The sequence below is a fragment of the Methylobacterium sp. WL19 genome (assembly GCF_008040005.1).
GTDB lineage: Bacteria > Pseudomonadota > Alphaproteobacteria > Rhizobiales > Beijerinckiaceae > Methylobacterium > Methylobacterium bullatum.
Map to the genome: position 1 here is coordinate 55,765 of NZ_VRVC01000002.1, position 12,800 is coordinate 68,564.

Sequence of the window (12,800 nt, forward strand, 5' to 3'; positions counted from 1 at the left end):
ACATGATGTCGATGACGGGGAAGCGCCGGCGGAAGTCGGCCGAACGGACCATCGTCCTAGTCGCTGCCGCGGCCGCAGGGCTGGTTCTGGGCGGTACGGCACAGGCGCAGCAGATCGTCGTCCAGGGTAACAAGCGCGTCGATGCCGACACGATCCGGTCCTACGTGACCGGCACGGCCTCGGGATCTCCCGAAGAGGCCCGCCGCAACCTTCTGGCGAGCGGCATGTTCTCCGACGTGAAGGTCTCGCGCAGCGGCGGCGGGACGGTGGTGACGGTGCGCGAGAACAACCTCATCAACCGCGTCGTGTTCGAGGGGAACAAGAAGGTCGAGAAGGGGACGCTCGAAGCCGAGGTCGAGGCCAAGGCCCGCGGCGGCTTCAGCGAGGGCATCGTCCAGGCCGATCTTCAGCGCATCCGCGAGATCTACCGCCGCGCCGGCCGCGGCACCGCCAAGGTGAGCTTCCGCACCGTAGATCTGCCCAACGGCCGCATCGACCTGATCTACGTGATCGAGGAAGGCGACAAGACCGGCATCAAGGCGATCAAGTTCGTCGGCAACAGCGCCTATTCCGACAGCAAGCTGCGCGAGCTGATGAGCTCGTCGGAGATGAACTTCCTCTCGTTCATCAAGACCTCGGACGTCTACGATCCCGACCGGATCACCAACGATCTCGACCTCGTGCGCCGCTACTACCTGAAGAACGGTTATGCCGATTTCCGGGTGGTGAATGCCGATGCGCGCTACGTCGAAGGCGAGGGCGATGCCGGCTGGGTCATCACCGTCACCGTGGACGAGGGTCAGCAATACACCGTCGGCGCGGTGGCCATCGATTCGCGCCTGCCGGGTGTCGACACCCAGATCCTCGACGGCGAGGTCCGCGCCGCCGTGGGCGACGTCTACAACGCCGAGGACGTGGAGAAGACCCTCTCCGGTGTGACCAACCAGGTCGCCCGCCAGGGCTTCCCCTTCGCCCAGGTCCGCCCCACCGGCCAGCGCGACCGCGCCTCCCACACCGTGGCCCTCGGCTTCGTCGTCGAGGACGGCCCGCGCGTCTATGTCGAGCGCATCAACATCCGCGGCAACACCCGCACCCGCGACTACGTCATCCGCCGCGAGCTCGATCTCACCGAGGGTGATGCCTATAACCGCGTTCTCACCGATCGCGCCGAGCGTCGCCTGAATGGTCTCGGCTTCTTCAAGAAGGTCCGTTTCTCCAACGAGCCGGGCTCGTCGGCCGACCGCGTGATCATCAACATCGACGTCGAGGATCAGCCCACGGGTTCGTTCTCGGTGGCGGGCGGCTACTCCACCCAGGACGGCATCATCGGCGAAGTCTCGGTCTCCGAGTCGAACTTCCTCGGTCGCGGCCAGTATGTCCGCGTCGCCGGCACCGGCGGCCAGTACTCCCGCGGCGTCGACTTCTCCTTCACCGAGCCGTACTTCCTCGGTTACCGCCTCGCCGCCGGCTTCGACGCCTTCTACAAGTACAGCGATCTGACCCGCTACTCGCGCTATGAGACCACCGTCTACGGTGGCCAGATCCGCGTCGGCCTGCCGATCACGGAAGAGTTCGGCGTCACCTTGCGCTACTCGCTCTACAACACCGAGTTGACGATCCCGAACAGCACCAAGCGGCCGTATAACGACTGTTCGAACCCGATCCCCGGTTTCACAACGGTGAACCCGGCGGGCACGATCGACCCCGTCTCCGGCCTCAACACGGGCGGTCTGGCGCGCTACCCGGATAATTGTGCCTTCAATGGCGAAGCCTCGATTGCTCTTAAGGGCTCGACCGGCAACACGCTCACCTCGCTTGCCGGTGTGACGCTTGCCTATTCGACGCTGGACAACCTCGCCCAGCCGCGGAACGGCCTCTATGCCGAGCTGAAACCCGAAATCGCCGGTCTCGGCGGTGACTCGAAGTTCTTCCGCGTGGCTGGCGACGTTCGCTACTACAAGGAATTTTACGAGGACGTGGTCGGCTTCGCCCGCTTCCAGGGCGGCCATATCTCGCCGCTCACCGACGAGAAGCTGCGCATCACCGATCAGTACTTCCTCGGCCCGTCGCTCGTTCGCGGCTTCGCGCCCAACGGTATCGGTCCCCGCGACGTCGGCAGCGCCGACTCCCGTTCGAATGCCGTCGGCGGTACGACTTACTTCGGCGGTACGCTCGAAGTTCAGTTCCCGATCTACGGTATTCCGCGTGATCTCGGTCTGAAGGGCGCCGTCTTCGCCGATGCCGGTACGCTGTTCGGCTACAACAGCCGCACCCAGTTCAACGTGAACGGCGACGCGATCATCAACGGCATCGCACCCGGCGGGGCCTGTGCCTACACGGCGCTGGGTGCCGGAGCGATCACCGTCGAGCCGGAATGCCTGAACGTCCGCGACAAGATGACGATCCGCTCCTCGATCGGTGCGTCCATCCTGTGGAACTCGCCGCTGGGCCCGATCCGCTTCGATTACGCCTACGCCCTGACCAAGGACGAGGGCCAGAAGATCTACAACGCCGATGGCAGCTTCCTCGGCCGCGTCGGCAAGGATCAGCTCCAGGCCTTCCGCTTCTCCGGCGGTTCGCGCTTCTGAGCCAAGACGCACGGGCTTCCTTCTCGAAGCCCGTGCGTTGTCGCATCATGTCTGATCCCATCTTCTTCGCATCCAGCACGGCCCTCAGCCTCGGCGACATCGCCGGGGCTGCCGGCATTTCGCTTCCCGAAGGCGCGGACCCTGGCGCGATGGTCGGCGGCGCGTCTCCCTTGGAGACCGCAGGCCCCGGCGACCTCGCCTATATGGACAACGCCCGCTACGGCGATGTCCTGGCGCAGACGAAGGCGCTGGCCTGCCTCGTCTCACCGCGCTTCGCGGCCAAGGTGCCACCGACGACGGTGGCCCTGGTCACGCGTGATCCGTACCGGGTCTATGCCGGCCTGCTGGCGCGCTTCCACCCGGAGGCCATGCGGCCCCACTCGCAATTCGCCACCGAGGGGGTATCTCCGGGCGCCCATGTCCATCCCAAGGCCCGCCTCGAAGACGGCGTGATCGTCGATCCCGGCGCCGTGATCGGTCCCGGTGCCGAGATCGGTTCGGGGACGGTCATCGGCCCGAACGCCGTGATCGGCCCCAATGTCCGCATCGGCCGCGATTGCTCCATCGGGGCGGGGGTGACCCTGGCCTATGCCCTCGTCGGTAACCGCGTGATCCTTCATCCCGGCGCGCGCATCGGCCAGGACGGATTCGGCTTCGCCATGGGACCGGGCGGGCATCTCAAGGTGCCCCAGACTGGCCGCGTCATCGTGCAGGACGATGTCGAGATCGGCGCCAACACCACGATCGATCGCGGCGCCGGACGCGATACCGTGATCGGGGAGGGGACCAAGATCGATAACCTCGTCCAGATCGCCCATAACGTCGTCATCGGGCGCCACTGCGTCATCGTCTCGGGTGTGGGCATTTCCGGCTCGACCACGTTGGAGGATTACGTGGTCCTCGGCGGCCAGGTCGGCGTGGTCGGGCACCTGCGGATCGGCATGGGCTCGCAGATCGCCGGGTCTTCGAACGTCAACCGGGACGTCCCGCCCGGAAGCCGCTGGGGTGGTACGCCGGCCAAGCCCGTGCGCACCTGGTTCCGCGAACTCACCGCTCTCGCCCGCCTCGCGGAAAAGTCGGGCCGCGACACGAGCGAGCCCCCCAAGGACTGAGCCGGAACCGTCCCCGGCACGGGATGACCGGCTGCACGACTCTCCGAGACTTGCATCCGTTGGCGTTTATGCCGATGACGACGTTCGGTTTTCTTCCAAGGTTCGGGGCGAGGCGTCAGGGGCGCCGGGGCGCCATGGGATTGTTCGATCGATGAGTGACATGCCGAAAGATCTGGGCTCGGCCGACATCCAGAAGATCCTGGAACTTCTGCCCCATCGCTACCCGTTCCTGATGATCGACCGCATCATCGAGATCGACGGGGATCGCTCCTGCATCGGGATCAAGAACGTCTCGTTCAACGAGCCGCAATTCACCGGGCATTTTCCGGGCCTGCCGGTGTTCCCGGGCGTCCTGCTGATCGAGGGCATGGCCCAGACCGCCGGCGCCATCTGCTGCCAGCACATCAAGACCGACGAGATGCGGGCCAAGCAGGTGTTCTTCATGACCATCGACAAGTGCAAGTTCCGCAAGCCCGTCGTGCCCGGCGACACGGTGCGGTACCACATGACGAAGATGAACCAGCGCCGGACCATGTGGTGGTTCAAGGGCCAGGCGCGGGTGGGTGACACCCTCGTGGCCGAGGCCGAGATCGGCGCCATGCTGGTGACGGAGTGAGCGCATTGGCCGAGATCCATCCGAGCTCCGTCATCGAAGACGGGGCCACGATCGGCGAAGGCGTGCGGATCGGCCCCTTCTGCCATGTCGGGCCGGAGGTCGTCCTGGGTGAGGGCTGCGAGCTCGTCAGTCACGTGGTCGTCGCCGGACGCACCGGAATCGGTCCCCGCACCAAGCTCTACCCCTTCTCGTCCATCGGTCATCCACCGCAGGATCTGAAGTTTCGCGGCGAGGCGTCGACGCTGACTATCGGGGCCGACTGCCTGATTCGCGAAGGCGTCACGATGAATCCCGGCACGGCCGGCGGCGGCCTCGAGACGGTCGTCGGCGACAAGTGCACCTTTCTTGCCAATTCCCATGTGGGGCACGATTGCCGGGTGGGCGATGGGGTCGTCTTCTCCAACAACGTCATGCTCGCCGGCCATTGCAGCGTCGGCGACTATGCGATTCTCGGTGGTGGAGCCGCCGTGATCCAGTTCGCCCGCGTCGGGGCCCATGCCTTCGTCGGCGGCCTCTCGGGGTTGGAGAACGATTGCATTCCCTACGGCATGGCGCTCGGCAACCGCGCTTATCTCTCGGGCCTCAACATCATCGGCCTGCAGCGCCGGGGTTTCGCCCGCGAGGATATCCATGCCCTGCGCCGGGCCTATCGCCTGCTCTTTGCCCAGGAGGGCACCCTGATGGAGCGTGTGGAGGACGTGGCGGCGGAGTTCGAGGCGCATCGTGCCGTGGCCGAGATCATCGCCTTCATCCGCGTGGGCGGTAAACGCTCGATCTGCACCCCGCGCGAGAATCCGGGCTCGGCTTGACCGCCTCTCTCCAGCCGACCTCTCTTGTCGATCCCCATCCGGAGGAGCGTCTGGTTCTGGTCGCCGGCGCGGGGCGGCTCCCCGAACTCGTGGCCGAATCCCTCGATAGGTCGGGACGCCCGTTCCGGGTGCTCGCCATCCGTGGTTTCGCCGAACGCCCGATGCGCGCACGCGCCGAGGCCACGGTCGATCTCCTCGACATCGCCGGTGCGTTGCAGATCCTCGAGGCCTGGGGGCCGGCCTGCGTCATACCGGTGGGCGGAGTCTCGCGGCCCAACCCCGCCGCCATCCTCAACGCGGCGGCGGCCTTGCGGAATCGCGATGCGCTCCGGGCCATTTCGGGGGGAGGGGACGACCGGCTGCTGCGGGGCGCCCTCGTCCTTCTGGAGGATAACGGCCACCGCGTCGTCGGCATCCACGACGTGGCGCCGGACCTGCTGAGTCCAGAGGGGCAGGTCGGGCGCCTCGCGCCGGATCTCGCGGCGCGGGCCTCCATCGCCACGGGTTGCGGCATCCTCGCGGCATTGGCCGCCTACGATGTCGGCCAGGCGATCGTCGTCGCGGCCCAGCGCGCGCTGGCGGTGGAGGGGCCGGAGGGCACCGACCGGATGCTCGCCCGCGCGCGTGCCCTCGGGCGCAAGCCGTTCGGATTGGGCACGGCTCAGCCCGGTACCGTGTTGGTGAAACTCGCCAAGACCGGCCAGGATCTGCGGGTCGACCTGCCGGCCATCGGTCCGCGCACGGTGAAGGCCGCCGCAGCGGCGGGCTGCGCCGGCATCGCCATCCAGGCGGGCTACACCCTCATCATCGACAGGGACGCCACGGTGGCCGAGGCCGACCGTGCGGGCCTGTTCCTCATCGGTTTGCGGATTGAGGCATGACCATGCATCCGTCCAGACGAATCTGGCTCGTTGCCGGCGAGGATTCTGGCGATCAGCTCGGCGCCAAGCTCATGCGGGCGTTGTCGGACCTCTCCGACGGGCAGGTGACGTTCGGTGGGGTCGGCGGCGAGGCCATGGCCGCGCAGGGCTTCCTCTCCCTGTTTCCCCTCGATGACGTGGCGGTGATGGGCTACCTGCCCGTGGCGGCCCGCCTGCGCACCCTTCTGCGCCGCATTCGCCAGACGGTGCGGGACATCGTCGAAGCGCGCCCGGACGTCCTCGTCATCATCGACAGTCCCGGTTTCACCCATGCGGTCGCCTCGCGGGTGCGAAAGCGCCTGCCCGATCTGCCCATCGTCGATTACGTCTCTCCCAGCGTCTGGGCGTGGAGGCCTTGGCGTGCGGCGAAGATGCGGCCGTTCATCGACCACGTCCTGGCGCTCCTGCCCTTCGAACCGGAGGCGCATCGCCGGCTCGGCGGCCCGGACTGCACCTATGTCGGGCATCCGCTCATCGAGCGTCTGGCCGAGCTGCGCCCGGATTCCGCGGAGGCGGCGGCGCGGGAGGGGACGCCGCCGACCCTCGTGATCCTGCCGGGCTCGCGCCGCTCCGAGATCGAGCGGCTGATGCCGGTCTTCGGTGCCACCCTGGACCTTCTCGTGCAGCGATACGGGCCTATCGACGCCGTGCTCCCGGCGGTCACACGCCATCGCGCCATGATCGAGCGATTGGCTCTTTCCTGGTCCCGCCCTGTGACGATCGTGCATGGCGAGGCGGCGAAATACGCGGCCTTCCGGCGGTCCCGCGCGGCCCTGGCGGCCTCGGGCACGGTCACCCTCGAACTCGCCCTGGCCGGTGTGCCAATGGTCGTCGCCTACAAGGTCTCGCGCCTGGAGGAGGCCGTGGCGCGGCGGCTGATCCAGGTGCCGACCATCGTGCTGCCGAATCTGATCCTCGGCGAGAATGCCATGCCCGAATTCATTCAGGCCGAATGCACCCCCGGCCGCCTGGGCGAGGCCCTGCTTCCGCTCCTCAAGGGCGGCGCGGCGCGTGACGCGCAGGTGCGCTCGCTTCAACGCATCGACGGCTCGATGCGCCTCGCGGGCGATGACGAGCCGAGCCGCAAGGCAGCGAGAATCGTGCTGTCGGCGGCTCGCCCCGCGGTCAGCGGACCGTCGTCGACGTAAGCGCTTTCGGTCTCGCGCCCCGCATGACTTCCGAGGCCTGGAGGGCGCTGGGCGGGAGGGCCCGGTCGTCCGCCCCGCGTGTCGAGGACAGGGACGGCATATCCGGTGTTCGCGCTGCCTCGTCGCGTCCGAACGCGTAGCCGGCATTCACGCCCGCATAGAAGCCGGTGAAATCCTCGGCCTGCGCTGGAACCGCGAAAGCCGTCGGCAGGCACAGGCTCATCGTCATGAAGACGGTACGCATCGCTGTTCCCGGCACCCGGCATCGTCCCTTCGGATCGTTTCGTTCGGAGACCGTCATAGGGTTTCCCCCGAGGATGCTGGATACGAAAAACGGCGACCCGAAGGCCGCCGCTGATTCGTCTCTCCGTGGGCAAGGCCGCGTAACCGCGGTCTGACCCGAAAGCTCTCTCACCGATCAGTAATCTGCGTTGATGCTCTGAGCCTCGCGGCCCTTCTGGCCGTCGATCACGCTGAGGGTGACCTGCTGGCCTTCGGCGAGGGACTCGAGTCCGGCGCGCGACAGGGCCGAGCGGTGCACGAACACGTCCTTGCCGCCGTCATTGACGGAGACGAAGCCGAAGCCCTTGGCCGGGTCGTACCACTTCACGGTGCCGCTCATCTCGACCGACGGACCGCTGGCGAAACGACCGCCACCGCCGCCAGCACCACCGCCGAAGCGATCGTTGCCGCCACCGTAGCTGCCGCCACCGCCGCTGAAGCGATCACCACCACCGAAACCACCGGCGCGGGGTGCGGGCGCACGACGCGGGGCCTCGGCCTCGGCCGTCGAGGTGTCGACGCTGGTCACGTCCGTGACCTGCGGACCCTTTTGGCCCTGCGCGGTGTGGACGGTCAGGCGCGTGCCGGGAAGCAGATCGGCATGGCCCGCAGCCTCGACTGCGCGGATGTGAAGGAACGCGTCGCCGGAACCGTCAGCCAGTTCGACGAAGCCGAAGCCCTTCTCCTTATTGAACCACTTGACCGTCGCGTCACGCTCCGGTCCAGAGGGAGCGGCTGCAGCACGGGCCGGACCACGATCGAAACCGCCGCCGCCACCGCCATATCCACCGCCGAAGCCACCGCTCGGGGGTGCCTGATCCGGCCAGCGAGGCTCGGCACCACCCTCATCGAAGCCGCGCTTCTGCGGCCCCCTGAAATCACGACCACGTCCCATCGAAAGCTCGCAAAAACCGTCCGCCGACCATCTGTCTTTGAATACCGGGTGCGCGCCGTCCCAGACGGGCACTTCACCACACTATCATCACTCTCAGCAGCGGTGACCAAGAATAACGCCTTAGTCCTGACTGAATCTTGGCTCTCTCGCAAGGTGCTTCTCGCCGGACTCTGCAAGGTTCCGCGGATTTCCTGCGACAGATTACGTACTCCGTTCCGTCTCAGGCCTGCCTTTCCGACAGGAGGCCATTGCGTACAGGATGCGCAAACGCCATGCGGATGAACGACTTCGCGTTCCCAATTTTTCCTGATCGCGTTAGGAAAATGCACATCGATGGCCGCTAGGATGCGCACAGGCGCCTGCGAAAGCCGGTGGCCCGGAACCCCTGGCCGATGATCGCAACCCCGTCATTTCCGGATCTTTCGGCCCTCGTCGTGGACGAGAGCCTCTATATTCGCCGAATCGTTCGCGACATGCTGATGCGCGTGGGAATCAAACGCGTCCTCGAAGCGCCGGACGGTGCCGAGGCGCTGGGTGTGCTGGCCGAGAGCAAGCCGGACATCACGATCATCGACTGGGACCTCGCCATCCTGTCCGGCGAGGAGTTCATCCGCCTCGCCCGCACGCCCACCACGTCGCCGTCGCCCACCGTGCCGATCATCCTGATGCTGGCGCAGCCCCGCCGCAACGTCGTCGACCGTGCCATCTCCCTCGGGGTCAACGAGATCATCGCCAAACCGTTCTCGCCCAAGACCCTGTGGTCGCGCCTGGACGAAGTCATCAACCGGCCCCGGCCGTTCTCCCAGGTGAAGAGCCTCCTGCGTCCGGTGCCGAGAATGACGGCAGCCGGCAAAGCTCTCTAAGCCGATCATAGATCGAGGCTTTGCACTGACGCCCAAGGCCTGTAGGCTTCTTATCGCATGACGGTCGACCTACCCGGTCGGGCCACGATCGAGGATGCCGGCTAGGCCGATGAGGGAAGAGAGCGCCGCCATGATGCCGGCCCGCCCTATGGCTGGCCCGTCTTCACCGAGCGCTCCCGCCTTGCCGGATGCGGCTCGGTCGCCCGTGGTGGGTTACCGGCCCGGACGGCGCAATGCTTACGCCGCCCTCGACCTCGGCACGAACAATTGCCGCCTTCTGATCGCCGAGCCTGCGTCCCACGGCTTTCGCGTGGTCGATGCCTTCTCGCGCATCGTCCGGCTCGGCGAAGGGCTGGGGACGTCCGACCGTCTCAGCGAAGCCGCCGTGGAGCGCACGCTGGAGGCTCTGCGCGTCTGCCGCGCCAAGATGGAATCACGCGGCGTCGCCCGTGCCAAGATCATCGCCACGGAAGCGTGCCGGCTTGCTGTCAACGGGGCGGATTTCGTGGCGCGCGTGCGCGACGAGGTGGGGCTCGATCTCGAAATCGTCGACCGGCAGACCGAGGCCTACCTCGCCGTCACCGGCTGCGCCGCCCTGGCCGACCCCTATTCGGAATCGGTTGTCATCTTCGATATCGGCGGCGGCTCCACCGAGATCGCCTGGCTCGACGGCGCGGCCACCAACCCTTCGGCGGACCCCACTTTACGGATCCGCGCCTGGGATTCCCTCCCCGTCGGGGTGGTCACCCTGGCCGAGCGGCACGGAACTGCCGATGTCACCCGCCTGACGTTCGAGGGCATGGTGGAGGAGGTGGCCGACATGCTGTCGCGCTTTGCCATCCGCGCCGCGCCGGCGGCCAATGCCCGGCATTTCCATCTCCTCGGCACGTCCGGAACGGTGACGACGCTGGCCGCCATGCATCTGCGACTGGCACGCTACGAGCGCCGCCGCGTCGATGGCTTGTGGATGAGCGACGGCGAAGTCAGCGACGCCATCGACGATCTGCTCGACACGCGCCTCGACCAGAGGGCAGACAATCCCTGCATCGGCCGTGATCGGGCCGATCTCGTGCTCGCGGGTTGCGCCATCCTGGAAGCGATCCGCCGGGCATTCCCCTCCGAACGGCTACGCATCGCCGACCGGGGGCTGCGCGAAGGTCTTTTGATGAACATGATGCGCGAAGACGGCGTCTGGCGCCGCGGAGGCTACCGTTGACCGACAGGCGTGGTGCGGGCGGCGGGTTGCGGGGCGATCTCAAGCAGCGGGTCAAGACGGGGCGGGGCCGTACCGCCTCTCAGAAGCGCTGGCTCGAACGGCAGCTCAACGATCCCTACGTGGCGCGGGCCAAGCGCGAGGGATACCGTTCCCGCGCGGCCTTCAAGCTTCTCGAGATCGACGAGCGCTTCAAGATCCTGAAGCCGAACCAGAAGATCATCGATCTGGGGGCCGCACCCGGCGGCTGGTCCCAGGTCGCCGCCAAGATCGTCGGGCCGAGCGGGCGGATCGTCGGCATCGATCTGCTCGAGATCGAGCCGATGGTCGGCGTCGAGTTCATCACCCTCGACTTCCTCGATCCCGACGCCCCGAAGCGGCTGATCGATCTTCTCGGCGGGCAGGCCGATATCGTCATGTCCGACATGGCGGCGAACACGACCGGCCACAAGCAGACAGACCATTTGCGCATCATCGGCCTCGCCGAGACCGCCGCCGAATTCGCCCGCGAGGTGTTGGCGCCGGGCGGCACCTATCTCGCCAAGGTCTTCCAGGGCGGGACGGAGGGCACGCTCCTCGCCGACCTGAAACGCGACTTCACCCTGGTGCGCCACGTGAAGCCCTCGGCGAGCCGCGCCGATTCGAGCGAACTCTACGTGCTGGCGACCGGGTTTCGCGGAGCCGTCGCCGAAACTGCCGAGGACGACGCCTGACAGCGGATGGCAATGAGGGCTCTCATGGCCGTCTGCCGGTTTGATCGCAGGGCGGCGACCGTTCGCCGGGCGAGCCGATGTCGACCGGCGGTTGGGATCTGCGCCGCCCGGTATGAGCCGTCGCGGTCAGAGTCCCGGCGGGATCAGGATCGGGTAGCATCGCGCGCCGGCACCCGCTGCCAGGACCTCGACCGCGCCCACGGTGGAGGCGTCACCCGCCACATGCACGACGTCGGTGGTCTTCAGGCCGGTGAGGTGTGCGGTGAGGGGGCCCGGACGAACATCCGGGGGGCGCTGCCGCGTCCTGTCGGCGACGAGGGTGATCCGTGAGACTCCCGTGGCCCTGAGCCAGTCGAGCGACGGGCGCATGTAGAGGTCGAGGGGGTCGCTCGCCCCGATCACCACCACGATCTCGCGCTGTGGCTCGATGTAGCGCGCCGCCCGGGCGATCGCCCAGATCGGCGCGAAGCCGGTCTCGCGGCCGACGAGGAGAAGACGACCGCCGCCGGGACGATAATAGCCGCGACCGACCGGACCCTTGATCTTGACCGGATGCCCGAGAAGGATCTCCTCGCCGAGGGCATGGGCGACCGCGTCGCAGGCATGTCCGAGACGCAGGTGGAAGACGAGTTCGTTGAGCTCCGTCGTGCCGTCGAGGCGCAGGGTCGGGCTCACGTCGATCGGGTCGAACCCTTCGAACGCGGCGGTGACCTGGTGACCGGGCTCGATGTCGAGACGGCGCGTGATCGTGACCACGACCTCGACCACATGGGCGCCGAGGGGAACGATCTGCGTGACGGTGCCGACCCGGCGCGCCTGGGCGGCCGGCTTCACCTCGGCGAAGACAAGGCTCTCGGCCGCCTTGGACGGGCGGGGCGTGGAGAGCTTGACGGGCTCTGCCCGGTGCAGGCGGGCCTGGGCGCGGCGCGACGACGGGCTGGCGCCCTGGCCGAGGAGATGTGACCCGTGCAGGCCGGTGGTGGGGGCGATCACGCCGTCGGCAAGGGCGGCTTCGAGCGGCGTATCGCCGGTCGAGACCCGCACGGCCTTGCCGTTGACGACAAGCGAGCAGCGCGCGCTCATGGTCGAGCCTCGAATGGTGAGAGAAGTCGAAAGGAAGCCGGCGTCGGATGACGCGCGCCGGCCGATGGCGGAGACCTCACCGGTGTCCGTCGAGCAACTGATCCACGAGAGCGGCCCAGCGGTCGCGCACCGCGCAGGCTTCCGGCGAGAGCGGTGCCGGCCCGGCGAGACGCTCGACGCTGGCACGGACGCTGGCGGCTTCTTCCCGCTCGGCGCGCAGGACCGCCTTCATCACCATGATCTCGGAGCGCAGCCGCGCCAGGTCGTCGGACGGTGCGGCCTCCTCGGCCACCTCCGCCCGCGGCTCCACCGGCAATGTCACCGGAGCGATGTCCACGCGCTTCCGCGCGGCGCCGGTGCGGATCGGGCGCGCCATGAGGCGCTTCACGATATCCGAGCCGAAATCCTCGCCCGGGCCGAATTCATCACCTAATCGCAATGCCGCTTCGGCCATCACGCCCGCCTCCTGTCGAACGGCAGACCGTGCCGCGCCGCTCGATCCATCTCGACCGTCACGATGAGCGATCATGGTTAAGGGAGGTTTAATTCAACCGTCGC

Annotated in this window: 13 protein-coding genes; 9 read left to right on the plus strand and 4 right to left on the minus strand. The window is 67.4% G+C overall.

Annotated features, from left to right (window positions below; all coding sequences use genetic code 11):
- The first annotated feature begins 2 nt into the window (after window positions 1–2).
- From bamA to lpxB, 6 genes are all read left to right on the plus strand, one after another.
- Window positions 3–2,588: an outer membrane protein assembly factor BamA gene (gene bamA, locus FV220_RS01125; RefSeq protein WP_147829121.1), complete on the plus strand. Its 2,586-nt coding sequence runs from the start codon at window positions 3–5 to the stop codon at window positions 2,586–2,588.
- Between the two features lie 47 nt (window positions 2,589–2,635).
- Entirely contained in the window at window positions 2,636–3,700 is a 1,065-nt protein-coding gene (lpxD, locus tag FV220_RS01130) for a UDP-3-O-(3-hydroxymyristoyl)glucosamine N-acyltransferase (RefSeq protein ID WP_147829123.1), read from the plus strand.
- Window positions 3,701–3,851: 151 nt separating this feature from the next.
- Window positions 3,852–4,316, plus strand: a complete 465-nt coding sequence (gene fabZ, locus FV220_RS01135; RefSeq protein ID WP_056140547.1) for a 3-hydroxyacyl-ACP dehydratase FabZ — start codon at window positions 3,852–3,854, stop codon at window positions 4,314–4,316.
- A complete protein-coding gene (lpxA, locus tag FV220_RS01140; protein ID WP_147829125.1) occupies window positions 4,313–5,125 on the plus strand; it encodes an acyl-ACP--UDP-N-acetylglucosamine O-acyltransferase in 813 nt (270 codons plus the stop codon). The genes fabZ and lpxA overlap by 4 nt, the downstream gene beginning before the upstream one ends.
- Window positions 5,122–6,006 carry a UDP-2,3-diacylglucosamine diphosphatase LpxI gene (lpxI, locus tag FV220_RS01145; RefSeq protein WP_187273289.1) on the plus strand — a complete coding sequence of 295 codons (885 nt, stop codon included), beginning with the start codon at window positions 5,122–5,124 and terminating at the stop codon, window positions 6,004–6,006. The genes lpxA and lpxI overlap by 4 nt, the downstream gene beginning before the upstream one ends.
- Window positions 6,003–7,193, plus strand: coding sequence for a lipid-A-disaccharide synthase (gene lpxB / locus FV220_RS01150; RefSeq protein WP_187273290.1), 1,191 nt, complete (start codon window positions 6,003–6,005; stop codon window positions 7,191–7,193). The genes lpxI and lpxB overlap by 4 nt, the downstream gene beginning before the upstream one ends.
- On the opposite strand, the gene FV220_RS01155 is transcribed toward lpxB, so the two are convergent.
- Entirely contained in the window at window positions 7,171–7,437 is a 267-nt protein-coding gene (locus FV220_RS01155; RefSeq protein ID WP_147829127.1) for a hypothetical protein, read from the minus strand. The two genes, lpxB and FV220_RS01155, sit on opposite strands and share 23 nt — an antisense overlap.
- Window positions 7,438–7,611: 174 nt before the next feature.
- Window positions 7,612–8,370, minus strand: coding sequence for a cold-shock protein (locus FV220_RS01160; RefSeq protein ID WP_018045014.1), 759 nt, complete (start codon window positions 8,368–8,370; stop codon window positions 7,612–7,614).
- A gap of 392 nt (window positions 8,371–8,762) precedes the next feature.
- Here FV220_RS01160 and FV220_RS01165 point away from each other — a divergent pair, with 392 nt between their 5' ends.
- The 3 genes from FV220_RS01165 (at window position 8,763) to FV220_RS01175 (ending at window position 11,159) form a co-directional block, all read left to right on the plus strand.
- On the plus strand, window positions 8,763–9,233 hold the full coding sequence (locus FV220_RS01165) for a response regulator (protein ID WP_018045013.1): 471 nt from the start codon (window positions 8,763–8,765) through the stop codon (window positions 9,231–9,233).
- Between the two features lie 109 nt (window positions 9,234–9,342).
- The gene (locus FV220_RS01170) at window positions 9,343–10,449 is read left to right on the plus strand and encodes a Ppx/GppA phosphatase family protein (protein WP_026176142.1); all 1,107 of its coding nucleotides are present in this window, start codon (window positions 9,343–9,345) and stop codon (window positions 10,447–10,449) included.
- Entirely contained in the window at window positions 10,446–11,159 is a 714-nt protein-coding gene (locus FV220_RS01175) for an RlmE family RNA methyltransferase (RefSeq protein ID WP_056140564.1), read from the plus strand. Before FV220_RS01170 ends, FV220_RS01175 begins: the two co-directional genes overlap by 4 nt.
- A 126-nt stretch (window positions 11,160–11,285) precedes the next feature.
- Here the strand turns inward: FV220_RS01175 and FV220_RS01180 are convergent, their stop codons facing one another.
- Both FV220_RS01180 and FV220_RS01185 read right to left on the minus strand, forming a co-directional pair.
- Window positions 11,286–12,242: a ferredoxin--NAD(+) reductase gene (locus FV220_RS01180; RefSeq protein ID WP_187273291.1), complete on the minus strand. Its 957-nt coding sequence runs from the start codon at window positions 12,240–12,242 to the stop codon at window positions 11,286–11,288.
- A gap of 76 nt (window positions 12,243–12,318) precedes the next feature.
- Window positions 12,319–12,696: a hypothetical protein gene (locus FV220_RS01185; RefSeq protein WP_018045009.1), complete on the minus strand. Its 378-nt coding sequence runs from the start codon at window positions 12,694–12,696 to the stop codon at window positions 12,319–12,321.
- Window positions 12,697–12,800: the final 104 nt, after the last annotated feature.

What these genes read in the sequence shown, in the direction of transcription:
- bamA (WP_147829121.1), top strand. Translation starts at nt 3, where the DNA reads ATGATGTCGATGACGGGGAAGCGCCGGCGGAAGTCGGCCGAACGGACC.
- lpxB (WP_187273290.1), top strand. Translation starts at nt 6,003, where the DNA reads ATGACCATGCATCCGTCCAGACGAATCTGGCTCGTTGCCGGCGAGGAT.
- FV220_RS01160 (WP_018045014.1), bottom strand. Translation starts at nt 8,370, where the DNA reads ATGGGACGTGGTCGTGATTTCAGGGGGCCGCAGAAGCGCGGCTTCGAT.
- fabZ (WP_056140547.1), top strand. Translation starts at nt 3,852, where the DNA reads ATGAGTGACATGCCGAAAGATCTGGGCTCGGCCGACATCCAGAAGATC.
- FV220_RS01185 (WP_018045009.1), bottom strand. Translation starts at nt 12,696, where the DNA reads ATGGCCGAAGCGGCATTGCGATTAGGTGATGAATTCGGCCCGGGCGAG.
- FV220_RS01180 (WP_187273291.1), bottom strand. Translation starts at nt 12,242, where the DNA reads ATGAGCGCGCGCTGCTCGCTTGTCGTCAACGGCAAGGCCGTGCGGGTC.
- lpxD (WP_147829123.1), top strand. Translation starts at nt 2,636, where the DNA reads ATGTCTGATCCCATCTTCTTCGCATCCAGCACGGCCCTCAGCCTCGGC.
- FV220_RS01170 (WP_026176142.1), top strand. Translation starts at nt 9,343, where the DNA reads ATGAGGGAAGAGAGCGCCGCCATGATGCCGGCCCGCCCTATGGCTGGC.
- FV220_RS01155 (WP_147829127.1), bottom strand. Translation starts at nt 7,437, where the DNA reads ATGCGTACCGTCTTCATGACGATGAGCCTGTGCCTGCCGACGGCTTTC.
- FV220_RS01165 (WP_018045013.1), top strand. Translation starts at nt 8,763, where the DNA reads ATGATCGCAACCCCGTCATTTCCGGATCTTTCGGCCCTCGTCGTGGAC.